This window comes from Streptomyces sp. NPDC051555, assembly GCF_044454405.1.
GTDB lineage: Bacteria > Actinomycetota > Actinomycetes > Streptomycetales > Streptomycetaceae > Streptomyces.
Window position 1 is genome coordinate 255,684 of sequence record NZ_JBITDP010000008.1, and the last position, 23,126, is coordinate 278,809.

Below are 23,126 nucleotides of genomic sequence, written 5' to 3' on the forward strand. Positions count from 1 at the left end.
GGGATACGTCTCGGACGGATCGTGATGTCGACCTCGGCGTCCCCGCGTGTGCTACCCGCTTCATCTGTCGTATCCCGACAGGCCCCGGAGTCCGTGCCCGATGAGGCAGGAGGACCCGGTGGCGACACACGCCGACGCGAACGACGCACGCGCCATGCGGCGGGCCATCGAGCTGGCCGCCCGCGGCCTCGGTTTCACCAGCCCCAACCCGGCCGTCGGCTGCGTCATCGCCGACGCCTCGGGCCGGATCGTCGGCGAGGGCTGGCACGAGCGGGCCGGCGGCCCGCACGCCGAGGTGCACGCCCTGCGCGCGGCGGGGGACGCCGCCCGCGGCGCCACCGCCTACGTCACCCTCGAACCCTGCAACCACACCGGCCGCACGGGCCCCTGCGCCCGGGCCCTCGTCGAGGCCGGGATCACCCGCGTGCTCTACGCCGTCCCCGACCCGAACCCGCAGGCCAGCGGTGGCGCAGCCACCCTGCGCGACGCCGGGATCGAGGTCGGGGAAGGGCTGCTGCGGGCCGAGGCCGAGGCCGGCAACGAGCCCTGGCTGACCTCCGTACGCCTGGGCCGCCCCTACGTCCTGTGGAAGTACGCCGCCACCCTGGACGGCCGGGTCGCCGCCGCCGACGGCACCAGCCGCTGGATCAGCGGCCCCGAGTCGCGCGCCGACGTCCACCGGCTGCGCGCCGAGGCCGACGCGGTCGTCGTCGGCTCGGGCACCCTGCGCGCCGACGACCCGCACCTCGCGGTCCGCGGCGTCGAGGGCGCCCGCCAACCCCTGCGCGTGGTCCTCGACACCCGGGCCACCGTCCGGCCCGGCGCCCGGATCCTCGACGACGCCGCCCCCACCCTGGTGGCCGTCGCCGAGGACGCCGACACCCGCCACCTGGCGGGCGTCGAGGTGGCCCGGCTGCCCCACGACGGGCACGGCCTCTCCGTGGACGCGCTCCTCGCCGAGCTGTTCGCCCGCGGGGTGCGCTCCGTCCTCGTCGAAGGCGGGCCGACCCTGGCCGGCGCCTTCGTCGCCGCCGGAGCCGTCGACAAGATCGTCGGCTACCTGGCCCCGGTCCTCCTCGGCGCGGGCCCGAACGCCCTCGCCGACGCCGGGATCACCACCCTCACCCAGGCCCTGCGCCTGGAGATCACCGAGGTGCTCCGCCTCGGTCCCGATCTGCGCGTGACGGCCGTTCCCGCGGTCGCCGCCGTCCCCGCCGCCCCCACCGTCCTCAAGGAGCACTGAGTGTTCACCGGAATCGTCGAAGAACTGGGCGAGGTCACCGCCGTCGAGCAGCTCGCGGAGGCCTCCCGCTTCCGACTGCGCGGCCCCGTCGTCACCGAAGGTGCCAAGCACGGCGACTCGATCGCCGTCAACGGCGTCTGTCTGACGGTCGTGGAGACGGGGGACGGCGAGTTCACCGCCGACGTGATGCAGGAGACCCTCAACCGCTCCAGCCTGGGCGCCCTGACCAAGGGTTCCCGGGTCAACCTGGAGCGCCCGATGGCCCTGGGCGGACGCCTCGGCGGACACCTGGTCCAGGGCCACGTGGACGGCACCGGCCGGATCGTCTCCCGCACCCCCTCCGAGCACTGGGAGATCGTCAAGGTCTCGCTGCCCGAGCGGCTCGCCCGGTACGTCGTCGAGAAGGGCTCCATCACGGTCGACGGCGTCAGCCTCACCGTGGTCGACGCCGCGGCCGACCACTTCACCATCAGCCTCATCCCCACCACGCTGAACCTGACCACGCTCGGCATCAAGGAGCCCGGCGACCCGGTCAACCTGGAGGTCGACGTCCTCGCGAAGTACGTCGAGCGCCTCCTGGCCGCCGGCGTCGACCCGCTGACCACCGTGGCACCCGATGCCGACCCGAAGGAGACGGACCGATGAGCGCGCTCGCCTGGCTCAACACCGAGGCCTTCGCGGTCTTCGACCAGAAGGTCATCTGGTCCGACATGATCGGCAACCTGATGGGCCTGGCGGCCCTCGCCCTCGGCTGGCGCCGTTCCATATGGACCTGGCCCGCCCAGCTGCTGTCCGGCCTCATCCTGGTCGGCGCCTACGCCACCGCCCACCTCGCGGGCGGCGTCGGCAAGCAGCTCCTGGTCATCGTCGTGGCCCTGTGGGGCTGGCGCGCCTGGCAGCGCGGGAAGCAGCAGGCCCAGGACGGCTCCATCGCCGTGCGCACGGCCACCTGGACCGAGCGCGGCATGCTCCTGGCGGGCGCTGCCCTCGGCACCCTCGCGGTCGGCGGGCTCTTCACCCTCGTCCCCTCGCTCTCCTGGAGCCCGTGGGCCGACGCCTACATCTTCGTCGGCACGATTGTGGCGATGGTCGCCCAGGCCCGCGGTCTGGTCGAGTTCTGGTTCGCCTGGTTGCTCGTCGACCTCGTCGGCGTTCCGCTCGCATTCCAGAGCGGTCTGGTCTTCTCGGGCCTCGTCTACGTCGTCTACTTCGCCCTCGTCCTGTGGGGCGCCTACGACTGGTACCAGCGCTCGCGCACCACCACCGACGCCCCGGCCCTGGAAGGAGCAACGGCATGACCCTCACGCCCGTGCCCACCGAGAGCGACATCGAGTCCTTCCGGCTCGACCCCGTCGAGCAGGCCATCCGCGACATCGCGGCGGGTCGCCCGGTCGTCGTGGTGGACGACGAGAACCGCGAGAACGAGGGCGACCTCGTCATCGCCGCCGAAATGGCCACCCCCGAGATCATCGCCTTCATGATGAGCGAGTGCCGCGGCCTCATCTGCGCTCCGATGGAGGGTCCCGAGCTGGACCGCCTCGACCTGCCGCAGATGGTCACGCACAACACCGAGTCGATGCAGACCGCCTTCACGGTCTCCGTCGACGCCAGCGCCGTGCACGGCGTCACCACCGGCATCTCCGCCGCCGACCGCGCCACCACGCTGCGGCTGCTGGCCAACGGCACCAGCACGGCGGGTGACTTCGTCCGGCCGGGCCACGTCTTCCCGCTGCGCGCCAAGCCCGGCGGCGTCCTGGTCCGCAACGGCCACACCGAGGCCGCCGTCGACCTCGCCCGACTCGCGGGCCTGCGCCCGGCCGGCGCGATCGTCGAGATCGCCGGTGAGGACGGGGTCATGCTCCGGCTGCCCGAGCTGATCCCCTTCGCCCGCAAGCACGGCCTGACGATCATCTCCATCGAGGACCTGGTCGCCTACCGGCGCTCCGCCGAGCCGACCGTGCGCCGCGGGGCCGAGGTCAGCCTGCCGACCGCCTTCGGTCCCTTCACCGCGTACGGCTACCGCTCCATCGCCGACGGGGTCGAGCACATCGCCCTGGTCCACGGGGACATCGGCGACGGCCGCGACGTCCTGGCCCGGATGCACTCCGAGTGCCTGACCGGCGACATCTTCCAGTCCCAGCGCTGCGACTGCGGCCCCCAGCTCCAGGCCTCCATGCAGCGCATCGCGGCCGAGGGCCGCGGGGTCGTCGTCTACCTGCGCGGACACGAGGGCCGGGGCATCGGCCTGCTGGCCAAGCTGCGCGCGTACGAACTCCAGGAGCGCGGCCGCGACACCCTCGACGCCAACCTGGAGCTGGGCCTGCCCGCCGACGCCCGCGACTACGGGGCGGGCGCGCAGATCCTCTCCGACCTCGGGGTCCACAGCACCCGCCTGATGACCAACAACCCGCAGAAGGCGGCGGCCCTGGTCCGGCACGGCATCGAGGTCGTCAGCCGGGAGGCCATGCCGACCGAGACCGGCGAGCACAACCTGCGGTACCTGCGCACCAAGCGGGACCGGATGGGGCACGACCTGCCCTGGCTGGACGGCGTGGCGTCCGTCTCGGCCTGCGGCAACCAGTAGCACCTGCGACAACCTGACGTCAGACACGCAACGCAAACGAAGAGCACAACGCACCGAGGAGAGCTGTGAGCGGCAAGGGCGCACCCGAACTGAGTGTGAAGAACTGCGGAGACCTGCGGGTGGCCGTGATCGCGGCCCAGTGGCACGAGAAGGTCATGGACGGCCTCGTCGACGGCGCCCTGCGCGCCCTGCACGAGCTGGGCATCGACGAGCCCACCCTGCTGCGCGTCCCGGGCAGCTTCGAGCTGCCGGTGGTGGCGAAGGTACTGGCCGGTCGCGGATACGATGCCATCGTCGCCCTCGGAGTGGTCATCCGCGGCGGCACCCCGCACTTCGAGTACGTGTGCCAAGGCGTCACCCAGGGCCTGGTGCAGGTATCGCTCGACACCGGAGTCCCCGTCGGCTTCGGCGTACTGACCTGCGACAACGACGAGCAGGCGCTGGACCGCGCCGGACTCGAAGGGTCGAACGAGGACAAGGGGCACGAAGCGGTCACCGCCGCCGTCTCCACCGCCATGACCCTGCGCACCGTCAGCGAACCCTGGCGCTAATCGGCAGGGGCGGACCCTTTATTCTGAGGACCATCATGGCGAACGAATCCCCCAAGACCTTCGAGCAGCTCTTCACCGAGCTCCAGCTCAAGGCCGCCAACGGCGACCCCAGCACCTCCCGGACCGCGGAACTGGTCGGCAAGGGAGTCCATGCCATCGGCAAGAAGGTCGTCGAGGAGGCCGCCGAAGTCTGGATGGCCGCCGAGTACGAGGGCAAGGAAGCCGCCGCCGAGGAGATCTCCCAGCTGCTCTACCACGTCCAGGTGATGATGGTCGCGCGCGGGATCTCCCTCGACGACGTCTACGCCCACCTCTGAGCCGCCGGGCCGACGGACCCCGAGCACGCCCCGCACGCACACCCCTTTCGCACCTACGCACCAAAGGAAGCCCCATGCTGCGCATCGCCGTCCCCAACAAGGGTTCTCTCTCCGGACCGGCGTCGGCGATGCTCCATGAGGCCGGCTACCGGATGCGCAAGGAGTCCAAGGAGCTCGTGGTCGTCGACCCCGAGAACGAGGTGGAGTTCTTCTACCTCCGCCCCAAGGACATCGCGATCTACGTGTCGTCCGGCAAGCTCGACATCGGCATCACCGGCCGTGACCTGCTGCTCGACTCCGGAGCCAGCGCCGAGGAGATCCTGCCGCTGAACTTCGGCCGGTCCACCTTCCGCTACGCCACCATCCCCGGCACGGCCAAGGGCCCGCAGGACTTCACCGGCATGACGATCGCCACCTCCTACGAGGGGATCGTCGCCAAGCACCTCGCCGAGCAGGGCATCGACGCCTCCGTCGTGCACCTCGACGGCGCGGTCGAGACCGCCATCCAGCTCGGCGTCGCCCAGATCATCGCGGACGTCGTCGAGACCGGCACCAGCCTGCGCAACGCGGGCCTGGAGGTCATCGGCGAGCCGATCCTCACCTCCGAAGCGGTCGTCATCCGCGGCAACTCCAGCGACCCGGACGACCCGCGGGCCCAGCAGTTCCTGCGCCGCCTCCAGGGCGTCCTGGTGGCCCGCAGCTACGTGATGATGGACTACGACTGCCGCGCCGAGCACCTGGAGCGCGCGGTGGCCCTCACCCCGGGCCTGGAGTCGCCGACGATCTCCCCGCTGCACAACGAGGGCTGGGTCGCCGTCCGCGCCATGGTTCCGGCCAAGGAGGCCCAGCGGATCATGGACGACCTGTACGAGCTGGGCGCGCGCGCGATCCTCACCACCTCGATCCACGCCTGCCGGCTCTGACCGGTCCGCCCACCCCTTCCCGGGGTGGGCGCCGTCACCCGATGAGCCCCTCCGTACGTCCTTTCGTAGAACCGAGCACCCCATGAGCGAGTCCGCCGCCCAGCCCGTACTGCCCGCCCTGCCGGTCACCTTCCGGCCGACCCGCACCCGGGTGGTGCTGTTGGGCGTCGGGCTCGTCATGTTCGTCACCATCTCGGCGATCGGGCTGCTCCTGAAGGACCTCGGCGCCGGCGAACGGCTCAGCTTCGTCTTCACGGCCGCCCTGTTCGCCTCCGTCCTGCTGCTGCTCAGCCGCCCCAAGGTGGTCGCGGACGAGGGCGGCGTCACCGTCGTCAACCTCACGACCACCCGACGGCTTGAATGGGCGCAGATCCTGCGCGTCAACCTCCGGCCGGGCGACCCGTGGGTCTTCCTCGACCTCAACGACGGCACCAGCCTGCCCGCCCTCGGGATCCAGCCCGGCGTGGCCAAGGAGCAGGCGATCGGCGACGCGAGGGCGCTGCGCGCGCTGGCCGAGAACCACGGAAGCGGCCCGCGCGAGAGCTGAGTGCCATTGCGGCCTCGTTCTCAATGACTACCCTGGTGGCGGGGCGCACGTTCGCGCCCTCCCACCGGCCCCGGGACAACGCGGCCCGTGGGTACCTGCGACTTGAGGAGTGACTCCCTCCAGCAATGGACGGATCGTCCGGTAGTACCCGCGCCGCCCTCCCCCCGGAGGCGGCGGCATGACCACCCCGCTACTCCTGCTCGTGGCGGCATTCGCCCTGATCCTCGCCAACGGTTTCTTCGTGGCGGCCGAATTCGGCCTCGTCACGGTGGAGAGACCCGAGGCCGAACGCGCCGCCGCCGACGGCGACAAACGCGCCCGTACGGTCGTCAAGGCCCTGCGGGAGCTGTCGTTCCAGCTCTCCGGAACCCAGCTCGGCATCACCCTCACCTCCCTCGTGGTCGGCATGCTCGCCGAACCCGCCCTCGCCGGGCTGCTCACCGGGCCGCTCACCGCGACCGGACTGCCCCGCGGGGCGGTCACCGGGATCGCCGTCGTGACCGGCATGCTGCTCGCCTCCGCCGTCCAGATGGTCGTCGGCGAGCTGGTCCCCAAGAACTGGGCGGTCTCCCGGCCGCTCCAGGTGGCCCGCATCGTGGCCGGCCCCCAGGACGTCTTCTCCCGCGCCTTCCGGCCGGTCATCGCCGGCCTCAACGCCGTCGCCAACCGGCTCGTGCGGGCCCTGGGCGTGGAACCGACCGACGAGATGGCCTCCGCCCGCACCCCGGGCGAACTGGTCTCCCTGGTCCGCCATTCGGCCCAGGCGGGCGCCCTGGAACAGGACACCGCCGACCTCTTCGTGCGGACCCTCTCGCTCGGCGAGCTGACCGCCCAGCACGTCATGACCCCCCGGGTGAAGGTCAGTGCCCTCCAGCACACCGCCACCGCGGCCGACGTGCTCAACCTGACCCGGGCCACCGGTCTGTCCCGCTTCCCGGTCTACCGCGAGCGCATCGACGAGGTCACCGGGGTGGTCCACCTCAAGGACGCCCTCGCCGTGCCCGAGTCCGAGCGCGCCCGCACCCCCGTGGGCCGGATCTGCGTCGCCCCGCTGCTGGTGCCCGGCTCCCTGCCGGTGCAGCCGCTGCTGGAACGGCTGCGCAGCGAACAGCCGATGGCCGTGGTCGTCGACGAGTACGGCGGCACCGCCGGGGTCGTCACCCTGGAGGACATCGTGGAGGAACTCGTCGGCGAGGTCCGCGACGAGCACGACCTCGCCGAGGACGACGGCCCGGAGCTGGCCGCCGTGGCCGCCGAGGACGGCCGCCCCTCCTGGGAGGCCGACGGCAGCTGCCGGGTGCACACCCTGCGCCGCATAGGCCTCGAAGTCCCCGAAGGGCCCTACGAGACCGTCGCCGGCCTCGTCGCCGATCTGCTCGGCCGCATCCCCGCTCCTGGGGACCGGGCCGAACTCCCCGGCTGGAAGCTCTCCGTCCGTCAGGTCGGCCGCTACCGCGCCGAACGGGTCCGCCTGGTCCGTACGGTCGACAGCGCGACCGGTACGGACCCCGGCCCCGGGACCTCCGGCGGCGACTCCGCCGCCGGCGGCCGGCGCGAGATGGCGGTCCTGCGGTGAACGCCCTCCAACTGCTCTTCGCCCTGCTCCTGGTCCTGGCCAACGGCTTCTTCGTCGGCGCCGAGTTCGCGCTCGTCTCCGTCCGCCGCAGCCAGATCGAGCCCCTGGCGGCCTCCTCCAAGCGGGCCCGCCAGGTGCTGCACGGGCTGGAGAACCTGCCCCGGATGATGGCCGCGGCCCAGTTCGGCATCACCGTCTGCTCCCTCACCCTGGGAGCCGTCGCCGAACCCACCGTGGCCCGCCTCCTGGAGCCGCTCTTCGAGGCCGCGCGGGTGCCGCACGGCCTGGTCCACCCCCTCGGGTACGCCTTCGCGCTGGCCGCGGTGGTCTTCCTGCACCTGGTCATCGGCGAGATGGTCCCCAAGAACCTCGCCATGGCCGCCCCGGAGCGGACCGCCCTGTGGTTCAGCCCCGGACTGGTGGCCTTCGCCCGGGTCTGCGGGCCGGTCACCACGGCGCTGGGAGCCTGCGCGACCCTGGTCCTGCGCCTGTTCAAGGTGGAACCCAAGGACGAGGTCGAGGCCGTCTACACCAGGGCCCAGCTCGGCCGGCTCGTCGAGGACTCCCGGCAGGCCGGGCTCCTCGCACCGGCCGAGCAGGAGCGCCTGGAGGACGCCCTGGAGCTGGGCAGCCTCCCGGTCACCGACGTGCTCCTCGCCCGCGACCGGCTGGTCACGGTCACCCCCGCGGTGACCCCGCGCGAGATCGAGCAGCTGACCGTGCGCACCGGGTACTCGCGCTTCCCGGTCCGCTCCGACACCGGCACCTTCATGGGGTACGTCCACGTCAAGGACGTGCTCGACCTGGAACACCGGGAAGGCGCCGTCCCCCAGCGGGTCTGGCGCCGGATGACCACCCTGTGCTCCACCCTCCCGCTGGACGACGCGCTGAGCGTCATGCGGCGGGACGCCACCCACCTGGCGCAGGTCGCGGACCCCGCCGGGCGCGTGCTCGGTCTGGTCGCGCTGGAGGACGTACTGGAGAAGCTGGTCGGCGAGGTGCGCGATCCCGCGCACCGCACGGTCGCCCCGCCGGCCCGGCGCCCCGAACAGGCGCTGACCCGCTAGCCGGCCCTCGCCCGCCGGCCCCGCTACATCGGGGGCGGCGGGTCCGGGCGGCCACGGTCCTGTGGGCCGCGGCCCGACAGGACCTCGCCGTACGCCTGCATCAGGTCCGCCAGGCGCAGGGTGCAGAGGTCCTCGCGGGACGGGGTCAGGGCGTAACCGGCCAGCCTGAGGTCCCGGTAGGCGCAGCTCTTCTCGTACAGCGTGCGCAGGAAGCGGCCGTTGCCCAACTCGTCGATCCAACCCTGTTCCACCACGTGCCCGCTGATGCTGCGCAGCTCCTCGACCGCCTCCTCGTCCCAGCGGTCCCCGTTCGCGTCCGCCAGCACCCCGCCGATCGCGGTCAGTTCCAGCGGACGGTAGCTCGGGAAGTCCACCCGGGTGGTGAACCGCGAGGACAGCCCCGGATTGGTCGCGAGCAGCCGGTCCATGCCCGCCGGATAGCCCGCCAGGATCACCACCAGGTGGTCCCGGTTGTCCTCGGCCCGCTTGAGCAGCACCTGGAGCGCCTCGTCGCCGTACGCGTCGCCCTTGCTATAGCCCGAGTTGGACAGGCTGTAGGCCTCGTCCACGAAGAGGACCCCGCCGATCGCCGAATCGATCAGTTCATTGGCCTTCACCGCCGTCTGCCCGAGGAACTCGCCCACCAGGTCGGCCCGCTGGGCCTCCACCAGGTGGTCGCCGCCGAGCAGCCCGAGGGCGTAGAACACCCGGCCCAGGATCCGGGCCACGGTCGTCTTGCCGGTGCCGGAAGGGCCGGAGAAGACGAAGTGCCGTTTCGGCGGCTGCACCGGCAACCCCTGACCCGCTCGCAGCCGGGCCATGTGCATTTGCGCCGAGAGCGCCTTGACCTGCCGTTTGACCGGCTCCAGCCCCACCATCCGCTCCAGCTCCGCGAGCGCCTCGGCGAGCAGGGCCGGATCGGCCGGCCCGGCCGGCAGCTCCGTGGGCCCGGACTGCGGCGGCACGCCCGCCCGGTGCCGTACGTCGTCCGCGCGCCCGCCGGCACCGGGCCCCGGCCCCACCGGAGCGCCCGGCGCGCCGGAACCGGGGCCGAAGCGGGTCTCCGGCGGCTCGGCCGGGAGCAGCTGGTCCGCCTCGACCTGCCCGTCCGCCGAGACGTCCTGCCCGAGCCCGCCGCCCAGCGCCACGGCCGCGAAGTCCCCGCCCGCCGCGCCCAGTCCGTAGCCGTCCGCTCCGCCCAGCCCGTCGAGGCCGTCGCCCTCGGAGATCGCGGTCAGTCGGGCCGCGGTGTCCATGAAGGCCGGGTCCACCCGGTGCACCGCCCGGTACAGCGGCAGCGCCGCCGCGCTGCGCCCGGTGCCCTCGTGCGCCCGGGCCAGCCAGTAGCGCAGCTCCTTGCGCTGCGGCTGCTCGCTGCGGCAGCGCATCAGCGCGGCCGACAGCATCGGCTCCGCCTGCCCGTACATCTCCAGGCGGACCCGGGCCATCCCGCCGAAGAGGCCCGCCTCGATGCCGAGCAGCGGATCGTCCACGAGCGGCTCGGTGTGGCGCACCAACTGGTCCCAGTCCTTGACCAGATAGGCCCGGCAGGCGTGCAGGAAGCGCACCTGCGGGTCGGTGTCCACCGGCGGCAGCGCGGCCAGGGCCCGGTCCAGTTCGGGCACGTGGCGGCCGTCCAGCCAGTGCGAGGCGTGTGCGAGCAGCAGGTCGCGCTTGCTCTCCAGTACGGGCTGGACCCACCAGCCGAGCCAGTACCAGGAGTTGAGCGTGCGCCGGTGCCGTGCGCGCTGCTCCCCGAAGCGGTCCCGGTGCGCGTGCATGCGCAGCAGGGCGTTGGTGGTGTCGACCCGTAACGCGTGCAGACCCAGCCAGGCGTCGGCCATCGAGGGGTCGAGCAGCACGGCCGACCGGAACTCCTCCTCGGCCTGCGGATAGGCGCCCATCGTGCAGGCGTCCACTCCGCGCAGCCAGGCGAGTTCGGCCGGGGCGTAGGCGCTGCCCGGCATGCCGAAGTCCATCACATCCCCCACAAGCCTGCCCCCGTGGAGCGCGGCAACCCCCGTGCGGTGTACGCGAGTTGTCCCTGCGCCGATGAAATCAGGGTGGCATCGTACCTGCGGTCCCGGGCCATACGTAGGGTGCGGCGGACACGTGTCGGTGGGGCGTCCCGGACGCAAGTGTTCACGGAGAGTGAAGGTTTGCGAGGGGGTCGGCGGCCGAAAGGTCCGCCCGGGAGCCGTCGGAGGGCAGAACGAAGCCCCCGGTCACGGGGGAACAACCGGGGGCTTCGCGTCCTTGGCGGTCCTGAAAACCGCTCATTCAGAACGTAATGCCGCGACAGGCACCCGGTCAAGCGGTCCGGGAGGGCGCCCCGGCGGGGTGATCGGCGGCCCGGCGGGGCTCGGGTCAGGACCCGGCCGGTTCGTCACTCCAGGTGACGGAATCGGCTCGCAGGGCGGTCGCATCCGCCCCGGAAGACCACTCGTATCCCGTACCGCTCTGTCGCACCAACGTGTGCGCGAAGGGGCGCGAAGGGTCGTCCGCGAAGTGCGCGCGCTCCGCGCGCTCCCATCCGTCCCAGAAGAGCGACAGTTCGCGCCCGTCCCGGTTCCGCCCGCGCCCCCAGGACTGCTCCCGGGGCATTTCCATCCACATCAGGCGCGCCAGGAACGGCCGCAGCGCCCGGCGGCCCGCGCCGACGCCCTCGATCAGCAGCACCGGAGCCGGGTCCAGGACCCGCTCGGGCCCGAACCGGCGCGCCACCCAGTCGTACGGCGCCCAGTGCGCCGCCCGCCCGGCCGCCAGGGGGTCGAGCACCTGGGTGCGCAGCCGCTCCGTCCAGCCGAACAGCTCCTCGTGCGTGGCCACGTCGTCGAGGTGCAGGACGGGGGCGCCGCCGAGGGCTTCGGCGAGGCGCCCGGCGAAGGTGCTCTTGCCGGAACCCGCGTGCCCGTCGACGCCGATCACCCGTACGGGTCCCAGCGAGGGCGGCAGGGCGAGGAGCGCGCCGGCCAGCGGGGCGAGGGACGCGCGCGGGTCGGGAGGGGCGGGCGGGATCGGCTGTTCCACTCCGACAGCCTACGGCGGCGCGCGACACGGCCCACCGCCCTGGCCCCGGCCGCCCGCGAGCTGGGAGGCTGGCCGGACGCGCACCGCCGGGCGCGCACGAAGGCCCGGCCCCCGCGCCGCCCCGTCCGCCCCGACCCGCACCGCCCGACCCGCACGGCACGCCTGCCGGACCGCACCACTGGGGGTTCCGCCCATGACCGCATCCACCCCGCGCCGGGCCGTCCTCGCGGCGGCCCTCGCCGCCGCCACGGCCGCCACCGTCCCCGCCACCCCGTCCGCGGCCGCGCCCGCCCCCAAGGGCGCCGGGGGAGCCCCGACCGCGGGCAAGGAGGTGGACAACCGGTTCTGGTACGCGTACGGCCACTGGCAGGCCGGGACCCACCGGGGGACCGTCGCGAACGCCGGCGCGCGCCCCGGGCTGGGGATCGCCGTCCCCGTCGGGCGCACCGAGTACGCCGACCCGCACACCGGGAGGAAGAGCACCTGGGAGTACGCGACCTGGACCTCCCCGGTGCACCGCCCCGCCGTGCCCGCCACCGAGGCCATCGCCTCCTGGAACGCCCGTACCCCCGCCGGGACCTGGATCCAGATCGAACTGCGCGCCACCTACACCAACGGGGTCGCCGGTCCCTGGTACGTGATGGGCCGCTGGGCCTCGGGCGACGGCGACGTCCGGCGCACCTCGGTGGACGGGCAGAGCGACGGCACCTCCACCGTCTGGACCGACACCCTCGCCCTCGACGGCGCCGCGCGCGCGAGCGGCCTGCGGATCAGGAACTGGCAGCTGCGGCTGACCCTGTACCGCCGCCCCGGCGCGCCGCTCGGGCCGGTGGTCTGGCTGGCGGGGGCGATGGCCTCCGACGTCCCCGACCGCTTCACGGTCCCCGCCTCGGTGCCCGGCGCGGCCGGCGAGCTGGCGGTCCCGCGCTACTCGCAGGAGGTCCACGCGGGCCAGTACCCCGAGTACGACAACGGCGGCGAGGCCTGGTGCAGCCCCACCTCCTCGCAGATGATCATCGAGTACTGGGGTCGCAAGCCCAGTGCGGCGGCCCTGGCCTGGGTCAAGAAGGAGTACCCCGACCCGCAGGTCTGCCACGCGGCCCGCGCCACCTACGACGCCGCCTACAAGGGCTGCGGCAACTGGCCGTTCAACGCCGCGTACGCCGCCACCTATCCGGGGCTCGCGGGCGTGGTGACCCGGCTCGGCTCGCTCACCGACGTGGAGACGCTGGTCGCGGCGGGCGTCCCGGTCATCACCTCCCAGTCCTTCAGGGCGGGGGAGATCACCGGCGCGGGCTACGGCACGGCGGGCCACCTGATGACGGTGGTCGGCTTCACCGCCGCCGGGGACATCGTCGCCAACGACCCCAACTCGCCCTCGAACGCGACCGTCCGCCGGGTCTACGCGCGCCGCGAGTGGGAGAACGTCTGGCTGCGGACCAAGCGCTACCACGCCTCCGGCAAGGTCATCTCCGGCAGCGGCGGGATCTGCTACCTCTACGCGCCGTGCGCCCCGAACGCGGCTCAGCTGCGCGCGCTGCGGACGGTGGGGGTGCTCTGAGACGCGGCGCGTTTCCGATGCCCGCAAGAGGGCACATACTGGGTTAAAGGGTACATAAAGGCTCCCGTAGGAGGCGGCCCGCCATGACCACCCACCCGAACATCGAACTCCACCCCGACCTCGCCGAGATGCGCACCCGCTTCGAGCGGGTCACCACCACCCCGCGCGCGCAGGCCGTGGAAGCACTGGCCCTGGTCACGGGCCTGTACATCGCCGCCTCGCCCTGGATCGCGGGGTTCAGCGGACTGTCCGCGCTGGCGATCACCAACCTGATCGCGGGCCTGGCCTACTGCCTGTGCATGGGCGGCCTCGGCTCCGCCTACGAACGCACCCACGCGATGGCCTGGACGGCCGTCGTCATCGCCGCCTTCACGATCGTCGCCCCCTGGGTCGTCTCCGGCGCGGTCGACACCACCCGGACCGTCGTGAGCAACTGCATCGCGGGCGGCGTCGCCCTGCTGCTGGCCCTCGCGATGGCGAGCATGGCCGGACGGGAGCGCCCGACGCGCTCCGGCTGAGGCCGCTCCCAGGCCCCGCGGACCCGGGTCCCGACCGCACGGGCGGCCGGGGCCCGGCCGCGTGACGAGCGCCACCAGTGACCATCGTCTCTACCGCGGGGGCGCGGAACGCTGTCACATTGGACGGCATGACCGCACACACCGCCGCTCTGACCGCCCGTGCCCGCGACCTCGTCCGCACCGGTGGCCCCAAGGACGATTCCGCCTGGCTGGAGCACGTGCTCGGCTGGACCCTGGTGGTCGTCGTCGCGATGCTCGTCACCCAGATCGGCTGGCTCTGACCGCGCTCCCGGCGGCCCCCGGGCCCGATCCGGCCCCCGGATCCGGCTCGCCCTCCGGGTCCGGTTCCACCCGCCAGTGCCGGTGCGGAACCCCCACCAGGCCGTAGAGCCGGCGCACCGGCGACCACCGGGGCAGCAGCACCGCCCCGGCCAGCGCCGCGAAGAGGCCGGCCCCCAGGGCCCAGCCCAGCAGCCGTACGAGGACGCTCGCACCCAGCGCCCCGGCGAGCGGCAGCCCGTACACCCCGGCCCCCGCGATCACCACGGCCAGCGGCCGCGACACCTTGAGGTCCGCCGCCGCCCCCGGCAGCCGCCACCCCTCCGCCAGCCAGCCGATCTCGACCAGCAGCATCACCCCGAGCACCGCCGCGCCCAGCACCAGCAGGGCCAGGAAGGTCCCGGAGGTGACGAAGTGCAGACAGTGGTTGACGAACGCCCGGACGCCGTGGGTGTCCGCCCCACCCGCGGACCACTCGGCGTAGCCGCGCGCGTCGGGGCTCAGCAGGCGCCGGTAGCCCGTGCCGTCCCACCCGTGGACCAGGGTGAAGAAGGTCAGGAAGTACCCGGCGACGGCCTGTAGGTACCCCCAGTACCCCGCCCCCACCAGCACGAACAGCCGCGCCGCCAGGAAGCCGAGCAGCGCCCCGACCACCACCGAGCCGGTCTGGAAGAGCGCGAAGCCGGCCCACACCCCGCGGTGGTCATGCGCCACCTGCATCGTCGCCCAGGCCGGGTCCTGCCACAGCAGGTAGGCCCCGCTCGGCGCGAGCAGCAGCGCCGCGTACAGCACCGTGAGCGCGAGGTAGGGCTGGGCCGCGCGGCTGCGCGTGCGCACCCCCTCGCCCCGCACCGAGCGCTCCCACCACTGGAGCTGGCGCCCGGCGGCGACCGCGAAGGTCGCGCCGATCCCGTAGGCCCACAGCGGCGCGGCCTGGACGGGGATCACGTGGCCTCCAGCCGGAGCCCGTCGGTGACGATCAGGTCGGAGGTGACCAGGGCCTGTTCGGCGCGGACATCGGTCATGAAGACGAAGGGCGGGATGATCGGCGGCGCGGGCAGCCCGTCGGGCGTGAAGGTGACGCACAGCAGCCCCTCGATGCAGCCGCTGAACCTGGTCAGGTACAAGGTCACGTCGCCGCTCAGGTCGAGGGTCCTGGCGGTGAGCCCGTACTCCTCGCGGCCGTCCCGGGTCCGCAGCCGGTAGTCGAAGAGCTTGGCCGCCCGCATCTTCAGCACCAACACCTTGAGCGGCCCGTCGACCGTGGGCACCTGGGTGACCCCGGCGAGGGTGAACCCCTGCGGGGCGAAGAGCGAGGTGGTGACGGTCGGGGGAGTGCGCGGGGCCGTCGGCGGACCGGCGCCGGCCGCGGCCCGGGCCGGGGGAGCGCCGGTCGCCAGCGCGGCCAGGAGCACCACCGGCAGCGCGGCGGCCAGGGTGCGCGGGCCGCCGCGCTCCGGTGCGCTCCGGTAGGGGCCCTCCTCGGCCCCGTCCGGATCGGGCAGCGGGGTCCAGCCGAAGGCCAGGGCGCTGCCGGTGATCCCGAGCAGCATGCCGAGCAGGAACCCGCCCAGGTTGGTCGCCACGAAGGACAGCACCGACAGCAGCAGCGCGTGGACGCTCACGTACGCACGGGCCTGCGGCAGGAACCAGAGGAAGAGGCCCGCCGCGATCAGCGCGATCCCGATCCCGATCGCCGCGATCCCGCCGAGGCCCAGACTGACCAGGATGGTCAGCGGGGAGAGCGGGACCAGCAACAGCTCGGTCCCGCCCAGCGTCAGCAGCAGCCCGCCCCAGAACGGCCGGCTCCGGCGCCAGGCCCGCAGCCGGGCCCGGCGGGCGGGCCAGGGCAGCCGTCGCTCCAGCCACCCCGTGTTCCCTGCCGTGGTCCGACGCGGGCCTGCGAAGATCGCGAACCGGCGGCCTAGAAGCACTGCTTGCCGTCCAGGGCCACGTCCAGCTTGAGCCCCTTGAGCCGGAAGTCGCCGCCGGTCGCCGACCAGGCGTGCGAGCGCACGCCCGCGACCTCGATGTCCCCGGCCTGGAGGCCGAACTTCCCGGCCTCGCCCTTGACCCCGGGCACCTGGTCCAAGGTCGAGGCGTCGCGGCCGATCTGGGCGGTGCCGAAGCGGGCGTCGCCGCTCAGGTCCTCGCCGTCGATGATCAGATTGTTCGCGGTGACGTTGCCGGCCGGGCCGCCCGCCGTCAGTTTGAAGACGACCTTGCCGACCGGGGTGTCGACCGAGGCGGACTGGCAGATGTCGGTGAGCGTCGCCTCCCCGATGCCGAGGAGGGCGACCGGGTGTCCCTTGCCGTCGACGGAGCGGTCCGTCTGCACGTAGGAGGACAGTCCCTTGCTGCTGAGGTTGGAGGAGGAGACCTGGAAGCTGGTGCCGGAGACGGCGAAGGACGCGGCGAGCGCGCCCTGGGCCATCACCATCGCCATCGCGCCGACCGCGACGAACGCGGGGAGCGCGGCGACGGCCGTCTTCTTCCAGTTGACCCGGCCCTCGGGCGGGTTGCGGTCTGCGGTGCTCATGGCGGTGGGGCCTCCCGTACGTCGTCCGGTGCGCAGGGGAAGTGCGAAGGAGCGGGGCCGGGCAGGTCTGCCATACTGCGGGCATCCTGTGGCAGTTCGAGGCTAGGGCTGAATTTGAATAATAGTCAACAGCGCGGCAAGACCGAGCGATCGCAGGTTCGGCGGGCCGAACTCATAGCGACCGGGCGGAAGTTGTTCGCCGACACCTCGTACGACGCGCTGTCGATGGATGACATCGCCAAGCAGGCCGGGGTCGCCAAGGGGCTGATCTACTACTACTTCACGAGCAAGCGCGGCTACTACCTCGCCATCGTCGAGGACTCCGTCGACGAACTCGTCGCCCGGGCCGGCGGGGAGACCGAACTGCCCGCGGCCGAGCGGGTCCGCCGCACCATCGACGGCTACCTCCACTACGCGGAGCAGCACCACGCGGCCTACCGGACGATCGTCACGGGGGGCGTCGGCTCCGACGCCGAGGTGCTCGCCATCCGCGACGCGGTCCGCGCCGAGCTGGTCGCCACCATCGCCGAGGGCGCCTACGGCCACCGCGCCCTTCCCCCGCTCGCCCGGCTGGCCCTCATCGGCTGGCTCTCCGGCGTCGAGGGCGCCACCCTCGAATGGATCGGCACCGAGGGCGAACCGGACCATCCCGACCGTCCCACCTTCGGCGCCCTCCTCGTACGGCAGTTGCGCACGACGCTGATGGTGATCGGGGAGTTCCTCCCGCAGTACCCGGCCCCGCCGCCCGCGGACGACCCCACCGGGCCGGTCCGGGCCGAGTGAGCGATGCCTCGCACCCGTGACGGAACGCTCCTGATCGGGCATACTCAAGCCGCCACAGCCGCTGGCCAGGCCCTTCTGTGATCCGGGAGGGCAGCATCGGCTGCAAGAGCACCGAGACCCGGCGGCGCGTTCCACCCCTTTTCGCGCGCCGCCGCCGTGCCCGATGAAGGAGGAGAGCGCCGCCATGACCGACCGCGCCCCGCAGCCGGTGGACCGTCAGCTGCCCACCGAGGAGTCCCGCGACCTGATCGCGCTCGTGCGCGAGATCGCGCAGCGGGAGATCCGTCCCCGGGCCGCCGAGGAGGAGGACGCCGGCCGGTTCCCCCGTGAGGTGTTCACCCTCCTCTCCGAGTCCGGGCTGCTGGGCCTCCCGTACGCGGGCGAGATCGGTGGCGGCGACCAGCCGTACGAGGTCTACCTCCAGGTGCTCGAAGAGCTGGCGGCGGCCCGGCTGACCGTCGGCCTCGGCGTCAGCGTGCACTCGCTCGCCTGCCACGGCCTGGCCGGCTACGGCACCAAGGAACAGCAGGGCGAGCACCTGCCCGCGATGCTCGGTGGCGGGCTGCTCGGCGCCTACTGCCTCTCCGAGCCGGCCGCCGGTTCGGACGCCGCCTCGCTGGCCACCAAGGCCGTCCGCGAGGGCGAGGACTGGATACTGACCGGCACCAAGGCGTGGATCACCCACGGCGGGATCGCCGACTTCTACACGGTCCTCGCGCGCACCGGCGTGCCCGGGCCCAAGGGGATCACCGCCTTCCTGGTACCCGGCGACGCGCCCGGCCTGACGGCGGCCGTCCCCGAGAAGAAGATGGGCATGAAGGGCTCGCCCACCGCCCAGCTGCACTTCGACGGGGTACGGGTTTCCGACGCCCGCCGCATCGGCGAGGAGGGGCAGGGCTTCAGCATCGCGCTGGCCGCCCTGGACGCGGGCCGCCTCGGCATCGCCGCCTGCGCGATCGGCGTCGCCCAGGCGGCGCTGGACGAGGCCCTGGCGTACGCCCTGGACCGCAAGCAGTTCGGGCACCCCATCGCCGACTTCCAGGGCCTGCGCTTCATGCTGGCCGACATGGCCACCAAGATCGAGGCGGGCCGCGCGCTGTACCTGGCGGCGGCGCGGCTGCGCGACGCGGGCAAGCCGTTCTCCCGGCAGGCGGCGATGGCGAAGCTCTTCTGCACCGACGCGGCCATGGCCGTCACCACGGACGCGGTCCAGGTCCTCGGCGGGTACGGCTACACCGCCGACTTCCCGGTCGAGCGCCTGATGCGCGAGGCCAAGGTGCTCCAGATCGTCGAGGGCACCAACCAGATCCAGCGGATGGTCATCGCCCGCCACCTCGCGGGCCCCGAGTCCCGCTGAGCCCGCTAGCGCTGTGACCGCGCCCGCGGAAACCCGGGTGCGGTCCGCACGGGCGCTCTGGTAGCCATCGGTCATGGATGACGTGATGACGGAGCGCCTCGTGCTCCACCCCCTCAGCCCCGCCGAAGCCGAGCGGATCCTCGCCGGAGAGGGCACCGACGCGGCGCCGTGGGCGCCGGGATACCCGTCGGCCGGCGACCTGGGGGCCCTGCAGCGGTTCCTGCGGACCTGCGCGGACACTGGTGACCCCCGGCCCTTCGGCCCGTACGAGATCCGACTGCGGGACGGCGGGTCCGTGGTGGGCGGGGTCGGCTTCCACGGAGCGCCGGGCGCGAGCGGCGAGGTCACCATCGGCTACGGCCTCGTCCCCGCCGCCCGCGGCCGCGGCCACGCCACGGAGGCGCTGCGCGCCCTGCTCGCCCTGGCGCGCTCCCGGGGCGTCGCCGCCGTGGTGGGCGACGCCGACCTCGACAACGCGGCCTCGCGGCGGGTCATGGTCGCGGCCGGGATGCGGCCGTGCGCCGAGGACGAGCGGCTGGCGCGCTACCGGACCGACTGGGACGACGCGGCGGCCGCGGGCGAGGGCCCCGACTGGGAGATCTCCACGGATCCGGCGCGCCTCGACCCGGAGCGGATCCACGACTGGCTCTCGCGGGACGCCTACTGGGCGCTCGGCCGCTCGCGCGAGAAGCAGGACCTGGCCATCGCCAACTCCCTCAACTTCGGCGCCTACGACCGTATGTCGGGCCGCCAACTCGCCTACGCCCGGGTGCTGACCGACCGGGCCACCTTCGCCTGGCTCTGCGACGTCTACGTCGCCCCCGCCGCCCGCGGCGGGGGCCTCGGCACCGCCCTGGCCACGGCCGTCCGCGACCACCTCGCCCCGTACGGGCTGCGCCGCATCATGCTGGCGACCGCGGACGCCCACGGCGTCTACACCAAGGTCGGCTTCGAGCCCCTGACGGAGCCCGACAAGTGGATGACCTTGGGCGCCCAATAGCCGACTCGGCATGTACCGGACAGCCAGTGGTGGCATCGTGAACACCGCACAGGTGCGGGCCGTTGCCGGTACGCGGCCCGAGCGCGCGGGCCGCCTGTCGAGGGGAGGGCAGTTGGCGGGGGAACGGGTACTGGCCGGTCGGTACGAGCTGGTGCGGTTCGTCGGACGCGGTGGGATGGGGGAGGTCTGGGAAGCCCGGGACCACGTGATCGAACGCTCCGTGGCCGTCAAGCTGCTGCCGCACGGACGAAGCGACCGGGCGGGGATCGAACTGTTCTTCCGGGAGGCCCGCACGGCCGGTGCGCTGCGTCATCCGGGGGTGGTGACGGTCCACGACCTGGGCCAGGACGCGGCGGACGGATCGCTCTTCCTGGTCATGGAGTTGCTCCATGGCCGTGATCTGGGCACGGTTCTCATGGAAGACGGCGTCCCTCCGGTGGAGGTGGCGGTGGACTGGGTCGCCCAGGCCGCCGAGGCGCTGGCGGCGGCCCACGAAGCAGGAGTCGTACACCGGGACCTGAAGCCGGCCAACCTGATGCTGACGGTCGACGGCCGACTCGTCGTCCTGGACTTCGGCATCGCCCGTTTCATCGAGACGACGGGCCGGTCCAGCCGGGTCATGGGCACCCTCGCCTACATGTCGCCCGAACGATTCCAGGAGCAGCCCGGGGACGCCCGCTCCGACCTGTACTCGCTCGGCTGCGTCCTCAACGAACTGCCCACCGGTCAGGTGCCGTTCCAGGCGAGCGGGCCGGTCGCCATGATGAACGCCCACCTGGGCAAGGCCCCCGCCCGGCCCGGTGCATCGCGAAGGGGCGTGCCGACGACGCTCGACGATCTCGTCCTGGACCTCCTGGCCAAGGCCCCCGGGACCGTCCCGCGACCGTCCGCGAGGTCCATCGGCGCTTACGGACACTCGATGCCCGGCACCCCCCGGACGCCCCGGATCCCCCGGACGGTCCTCCCCACGACACGAACACGAGCCGGTGACGGTTCTTCCGGATCGCCGCGGGCGCCGTCGTCACCGTCGGGGCCGGCATCGGGATCGAGGCGCTCGCTTCGAGGACTCCGAAACGATGGCCCTTCCGTGCGCCCGGCCCGGTGTACGGAACTCCGGCGGTCGGTGACGGGGTGGTGTACACCGGCGTCGGCGGAGGCACCCTCCAAGCAGTCGTCGCCGGCGACGGTGGCCGCAAGTGGGCGTCCCCCATCGGCGGCTCCACGGCCGGGGTCACGTTGGCGGGCGGCAAGGTGTATGCGGCCAGCACCGATGGCCGCCTCTACGTGATCGATGCCGCCACCGGCAGCGTGCAGTGGACGTACGGCACGGGTGGTGCGATCTTCGCTTCGAGGCCGACCGTGGTGAACGGCGTGGTGTACGTCGGAAGCAGGGACAAGAGCCTCCACGCGATCGATGCCGTCAGTGGAGCCAGGAAGTGGACCTACGCGATCAGCGGCAGCCTGGACCCGACGTCGCCGGCCGTCGCCGATGGCGTCGTGTTCATCACGGGAGGCATGCCCGGTACGGGTGTGCACGCGGTCCACGCCGCCACCGGTGCCGGGAAATGGGTCTACCGGACCGACGAGTGGCAGCAGATCGACGCGGCCGTGGCCGTGGCCGACGGCGTGGTGTACGTCGGCGATGGCGAGGGCCGTTTCCAGGCGATCGACGCCGCCGGCGGCACCAAGAAGTGGGAAACCCTCGTCGGTGACGGCGTGTTGTTCTCCTCGGCCGCCGTGGCCGACGGAGTGGCGTACGCGTACGGGAGGAACGGCAATCTCTACGCGATGAGCACCGCGACCGGTGTGGTGAAGTGGACCGCTTCGGTCGGTTACCGGATGGCCTCCGAATTCACCCCCGCTGTGGCCGATGGGATGGTCTTCGGTGGCGGCGGCAGCGAGTTCCATGCGATGGACGCCGTCACCGGAACCAAGAAGTGGACCTTCAGCGGTGGTGACGAGACGGGGTTCTCCTCACCGGTGGTGGTTGACGCAGTGGTGTACGTCGGGGGCGGCGGCGATCGGAGCCTGCACGCCCTCGACGCCGCGACGGGCAAAGAGCTCACCTGAGCGTGAACGCGGCCCGCCGGACACCCCCGCGGGTCGGAACACCTGGGCCGTTCACGCACGCCGCAGTGTGGCTTCCTTGCCCCAATCCGAACCGTCGAGGAAGAGCGTGGCCCCCTTCAGGGCGAAGTCGATCTGCGCCTCGGCGCGGCATTTCCGCTGGGGATCCTCGGTGATGACCTCGTGCATGACCACCTTCTCCGTCATGACGGCCATCAGGGTCAGCTCTCCCCGGCACGGGCCCAAGGGCCAGTCGATCGTGCCGACCACCTGGCCTTCCTTTCCCGTCCGCAGGCTCACGATGATCAGCTCGCTGTCGTTGCGGGTGGAACCGCGCCACGTCCCCGCCCAGTCCGCGGGGAGCCGGCCGCTGAGTGCCGGGGAGGTCGGCGTCGGCGGTGGGGAGGTCCTCTCTCCGGGCGCCGCGGGTGTCCTCGCTTCGGTGGACCGGGCGGTTCCCTCGGAACGTGTCCCGCCGCCCGTCCCGGCCGCAGTCGATCCGCCTGCGCGTCCTCCCTCGGCCTCCACCCCGCTGACCACGGGGAACAACCAGGCCAACAGCCCGACGACGATCCCCAGAGCCGCGACACCCAGGCTCGCGAACACCGGCCAGGACGGCCTCGTTTCAGTCACTCGCGCTTCCCCCGCTCCCTGCACTCCCGCGACCAGGTCGATGGTGGTCCATGACCGGTTGCCCCGACAGAGTCCTTCCCCGCCGCTGTACGGTCCGTGCTCCGGGGACCGGTCGGTCATGCGGGAAGAGGCCGGCAGGTAGGAGATGCGTCGGCGGACACCCCCTGGACGGCCTAGCCGCCGTACAGCGGGCCGCCCGGCCAGACCGGGGCGGAGGCGATCCGGGACCACTCCGGGTCGCGGCGGCCCGGCAGGGTGCGTCCGTCGTCCGCCCAGCGGGCCAGCATCGCCCGGTAGATGGGCGGGTCCGCCGGGCGATGAACCGATTCTTCGTAACCGGGGGGCGTCGGTCGTCGCCGCCGTCCCGTGGAAGCCTCAAGCGTGTTCATGCCCCGCCAACGCGACGCGCGCATACGGGGTAATCGCCCCCGTCATGCGGGTATCCGTTCGAGACGTCCCCTGGTCCGGGCGGCGCGCCGTGCCGCCCGGGGCTCCGATCTGTCAGCGAGTGACACGACTCTGGCCCCGGGCGCGGTTTCTGACGTACCGTC

At 72.9% G+C, this 23,126-nt stretch carries 23 protein-coding genes and 2 pseudogenes; 19 read left to right on the forward strand and 6 right to left on the reverse strand.

The features are described 5' to 3' along the window. Positions 1-100 precede the first annotated feature (100 nt). The 10 genes from ribD (at position 101) to ACIBEA_RS19370 (ending at position 8,808) form a co-directional block, all read left to right on the forward strand. Positions 101-1,243, forward strand: coding sequence for a bifunctional diaminohydroxyphosphoribosylaminopyrimidine deaminase/5-amino-6-(5-phosphoribosylamino)uracil reductase RibD (ribD, locus tag ACIBEA_RS19325; RefSeq protein WP_399262385.1), 1,143 nt, complete (start codon positions 101-103; stop codon positions 1,241-1,243). Beyond that, a complete protein-coding gene (locus ACIBEA_RS19330) occupies positions 1,244-1,888 on the forward strand; it encodes a riboflavin synthase (RefSeq protein WP_399262387.1) in 645 nt (214 codons plus the stop codon). Beyond that, positions 1,885-2,541 (forward strand): nicotinamide riboside transporter PnuC, encoded by a 657-nt coding sequence (locus ACIBEA_RS19335; protein WP_399262389.1) that lies wholly within the window; start codon positions 1,885-1,887, stop codon positions 2,539-2,541. Before ACIBEA_RS19330 ends, ACIBEA_RS19335 begins: the two co-directional genes overlap by 4 nt. Continuing rightward, positions 2,538-3,827 carry a bifunctional 3,4-dihydroxy-2-butanone-4-phosphate synthase/GTP cyclohydrolase II gene (locus ACIBEA_RS19340; protein ID WP_399262391.1) on the forward strand — a complete coding sequence of 430 codons (1,290 nt, stop codon included), beginning with the start codon at positions 2,538-2,540 and terminating at the stop codon, positions 3,825-3,827. Before ACIBEA_RS19335 ends, ACIBEA_RS19340 begins: the two co-directional genes overlap by 4 nt. 65 nt (positions 3,828-3,892) lie before the next feature. Further along, on the forward strand, positions 3,893-4,378 hold the full coding sequence (gene ribH / locus ACIBEA_RS19345) for a 6,7-dimethyl-8-ribityllumazine synthase (RefSeq protein ID WP_399262393.1): 486 nt from the start codon (positions 3,893-3,895) through the stop codon (positions 4,376-4,378). Positions 4,379-4,413: 35 nt separating this feature from the next. Beyond that, the gene (locus ACIBEA_RS19350) at positions 4,414-4,695 is read left to right on the forward strand and encodes a phosphoribosyl-ATP diphosphatase (protein ID WP_399262395.1); all 282 of its coding nucleotides are present in this window, start codon (positions 4,414-4,416) and stop codon (positions 4,693-4,695) included. 74 nt (positions 4,696-4,769) lie between these two features. Then, positions 4,770-5,618 (forward strand): ATP phosphoribosyltransferase, encoded by an 849-nt coding sequence (gene hisG, locus ACIBEA_RS19355; RefSeq protein ID WP_399262397.1) that lies wholly within the window; start codon positions 4,770-4,772, stop codon positions 5,616-5,618. Between the two features lie 82 nt (positions 5,619-5,700). Then, on the forward strand, positions 5,701-6,165 hold the full coding sequence (locus ACIBEA_RS19360) for a PH domain-containing protein (RefSeq protein WP_399262399.1): 465 nt from the start codon (positions 5,701-5,703) through the stop codon (positions 6,163-6,165). A gap of 178 nt (positions 6,166-6,343) precedes the next feature. Next, the gene (locus ACIBEA_RS19365; protein ID WP_399262401.1) at positions 6,344-7,741 is read left to right on the forward strand and encodes a hemolysin family protein; all 1,398 of its coding nucleotides are present in this window, start codon (positions 6,344-6,346) and stop codon (positions 7,739-7,741) included. Then, positions 7,738-8,808, forward strand: a complete 1,071-nt coding sequence (locus ACIBEA_RS19370) for a hemolysin family protein (protein ID WP_399262403.1) — start codon at positions 7,738-7,740, stop codon at positions 8,806-8,808. Before ACIBEA_RS19365 ends, ACIBEA_RS19370 begins: the two co-directional genes overlap by 4 nt. 23 nt (positions 8,809-8,831) lie before the next feature. Here ACIBEA_RS19370 and ACIBEA_RS19375 read toward each other — a convergent pair whose 3' ends face one another. Together ACIBEA_RS19375 and ACIBEA_RS19380 are read right to left on the reverse strand one after the other, a co-directional pair. Continuing rightward, a complete protein-coding gene (locus ACIBEA_RS19375; protein WP_399262405.1) occupies positions 8,832-10,787 on the reverse strand; it encodes an AAA family ATPase in 1,956 nt (651 codons plus the stop codon). Between the two features lie 388 nt (positions 10,788-11,175). Next, complete coding sequence (locus ACIBEA_RS19380) at positions 11,176-11,838, reverse strand: uridine kinase (protein WP_399262407.1); 663 nt, start codon at positions 11,836-11,838, stop codon at positions 11,176-11,178. Positions 11,839-12,031: 193 nt separating this feature from the next. On the opposite strand from ACIBEA_RS19380, the gene ACIBEA_RS19385 reads away from it, so the two are divergent. The 3 genes from ACIBEA_RS19385 to ACIBEA_RS19395 all read left to right on the forward strand — a co-directional run bounded on the left by ACIBEA_RS19385 (position 12,032) and on the right by ACIBEA_RS19395 (position 14,198). After that, positions 12,032-13,399, forward strand: a complete 1,368-nt coding sequence (locus ACIBEA_RS19385) for a peptidase C39 family protein (protein WP_399262409.1) — start codon at positions 12,032-12,034, stop codon at positions 13,397-13,399. Between the two features lie 83 nt (positions 13,400-13,482). Further along, a complete protein-coding gene (locus tag ACIBEA_RS19390) occupies positions 13,483-13,917 on the forward strand; it encodes an SPW repeat protein (RefSeq protein WP_399262411.1) in 435 nt (144 codons plus the stop codon). 128 nt (positions 13,918-14,045) lie between these two features. Beyond that, positions 14,046-14,198: an SCO1431 family membrane protein gene (locus tag ACIBEA_RS19395; RefSeq protein ID WP_385777647.1), complete on the forward strand. Its 153-nt coding sequence runs from the start codon at positions 14,046-14,048 to the stop codon at positions 14,196-14,198. Here ACIBEA_RS19395 and ACIBEA_RS19400 read toward each other — a convergent pair. Genes ACIBEA_RS19400 through ACIBEA_RS19410 form a run of 3 tightly spaced genes read right to left on the reverse strand, consistent with a single transcriptional unit; the run spans position 14,176 to position 16,735 of the window. After that, positions 14,176-15,144, reverse strand: coding sequence for a hypothetical protein (locus tag ACIBEA_RS19400; protein ID WP_399262413.1), 969 nt, complete (start codon positions 15,142-15,144; stop codon positions 14,176-14,178). The two genes, ACIBEA_RS19395 and ACIBEA_RS19400, sit on opposite strands and share 23 nt — an antisense overlap. Next, positions 15,141-16,130 (reverse strand): DUF6114 domain-containing protein, encoded by a 990-nt coding sequence (locus tag ACIBEA_RS19405; RefSeq protein ID WP_399262414.1) that lies wholly within the window; start codon positions 16,128-16,130, stop codon positions 15,141-15,143. Before ACIBEA_RS19405 ends, ACIBEA_RS19400 begins: the two co-directional genes overlap by 4 nt. Further along, complete coding sequence (locus tag ACIBEA_RS19410; RefSeq protein WP_399262416.1) at positions 16,121-16,735, reverse strand: DUF6230 family protein; 615 nt, start codon at positions 16,733-16,735, stop codon at positions 16,121-16,123. Before ACIBEA_RS19410 ends, ACIBEA_RS19405 begins: the two co-directional genes overlap by 10 nt. A gap of 114 nt (positions 16,736-16,849) precedes the next feature. Here ACIBEA_RS19410 and ACIBEA_RS19415 point away from each other — a divergent pair, with 114 nt between their 5' ends. The 6 genes and pseudogenes from ACIBEA_RS19415 (at position 16,850) to ACIBEA_RS19440 (ending at position 21,945) form a co-directional block, all read left to right on the forward strand. Then, positions 16,850-17,518: a TetR/AcrR family transcriptional regulator gene (locus tag ACIBEA_RS19415; RefSeq protein WP_399262417.1), complete on the forward strand. Its 669-nt coding sequence runs from the start codon at positions 16,850-16,852 to the stop codon at positions 17,516-17,518. Between the two features lie 184 nt (positions 17,519-17,702). After that, entirely contained in the window at positions 17,703-18,875 is a 1,173-nt protein-coding gene (locus ACIBEA_RS19420; protein WP_399262419.1) for an acyl-CoA dehydrogenase family protein, read from the forward strand. 85 nt (positions 18,876-18,960) lie between these two features. Continuing rightward, positions 18,961-19,377, forward strand: a pseudogene (locus ACIBEA_RS19425) (GNAT family N-acetyltransferase); the annotation flags it as partial. 6 nt (positions 19,378-19,383) lie between these two features. Continuing rightward, positions 19,384-19,875: a GNAT family N-acetyltransferase gene (locus ACIBEA_RS19430; protein ID WP_399262499.1), complete on the forward strand. Its 492-nt coding sequence runs from the start codon at positions 19,384-19,386 to the stop codon at positions 19,873-19,875. Between the two features lie 10 nt (positions 19,876-19,885). After that, positions 19,886-20,731 (forward strand): annotated as a pseudogene (locus ACIBEA_RS19435) (serine/threonine-protein kinase); the annotation flags it as partial. Positions 20,732-21,009: 278 nt separating this feature from the next. Further along, a complete protein-coding gene (locus ACIBEA_RS19440; protein WP_399262501.1) occupies positions 21,010-21,945 on the forward strand; it encodes a PQQ-binding-like beta-propeller repeat protein in 936 nt (311 codons plus the stop codon). A 51-nt stretch (positions 21,946-21,996) separates the two neighbouring features. On the opposite strand, the gene ACIBEA_RS19445 is transcribed toward ACIBEA_RS19440, so the two are convergent. Then, entirely contained in the window at positions 21,997-22,575 is a 579-nt protein-coding gene (locus ACIBEA_RS19445; protein ID WP_399262421.1) for a hypothetical protein, read from the reverse strand. Positions 22,576-23,126: the final 551 nt, after the last annotated feature.

What these genes read in the sequence shown, in the direction of transcription:
- ACIBEA_RS19420 (WP_399262419.1), top strand. Translation starts at nt 17,703, where the DNA reads ATGACCGACCGCGCCCCGCAGCCGGTGGACCGTCAGCTGCCCACCGAG.
- ACIBEA_RS19350 (WP_399262395.1), top strand. Translation starts at nt 4,414, where the DNA reads ATGGCGAACGAATCCCCCAAGACCTTCGAGCAGCTCTTCACCGAGCTC.
- hisG (WP_399262397.1), top strand. Translation starts at nt 4,770, where the DNA reads ATGCTGCGCATCGCCGTCCCCAACAAGGGTTCTCTCTCCGGACCGGCG.
- ACIBEA_RS19335 (WP_399262389.1), top strand. Translation starts at nt 1,885, where the DNA reads ATGAGCGCGCTCGCCTGGCTCAACACCGAGGCCTTCGCGGTCTTCGAC.
- ACIBEA_RS19385 (WP_399262409.1), top strand. Translation starts at nt 12,032, where the DNA reads ATGACCGCATCCACCCCGCGCCGGGCCGTCCTCGCGGCGGCCCTCGCC.
- ACIBEA_RS19375 (WP_399262405.1), bottom strand. Translation starts at nt 10,787, where the DNA reads ATGGACTTCGGCATGCCGGGCAGCGCCTACGCCCCGGCCGAACTCGCC.
- ACIBEA_RS19390 (WP_399262411.1), top strand. Translation starts at nt 13,483, where the DNA reads ATGACCACCCACCCGAACATCGAACTCCACCCCGACCTCGCCGAGATG.
- ACIBEA_RS19410 (WP_399262416.1), bottom strand. Translation starts at nt 16,735, where the DNA reads ATGAGCACCGCAGACCGCAACCCGCCCGAGGGCCGGGTCAACTGGAAG.
- ACIBEA_RS19360 (WP_399262399.1), top strand. Translation starts at nt 5,701, where the DNA reads ATGAGCGAGTCCGCCGCCCAGCCCGTACTGCCCGCCCTGCCGGTCACC.
- ribD (WP_399262385.1), top strand. Translation starts at nt 101, where the DNA reads ATGAGGCAGGAGGACCCGGTGGCGACACACGCCGACGCGAACGACGCA.
- ACIBEA_RS19395 (WP_385777647.1), top strand. Translation starts at nt 14,046, where the DNA reads ATGACCGCACACACCGCCGCTCTGACCGCCCGTGCCCGCGACCTCGTC.
- ACIBEA_RS19340 (WP_399262391.1), top strand. Translation starts at nt 2,538, where the DNA reads ATGACCCTCACGCCCGTGCCCACCGAGAGCGACATCGAGTCCTTCCGG.
- ACIBEA_RS19365 (WP_399262401.1), top strand. Translation starts at nt 6,344, where the DNA reads ATGACCACCCCGCTACTCCTGCTCGTGGCGGCATTCGCCCTGATCCTC.
- ACIBEA_RS19430 (WP_399262499.1), top strand. Translation starts at nt 19,384, where the DNA reads ATGCGGCCGTGCGCCGAGGACGAGCGGCTGGCGCGCTACCGGACCGAC.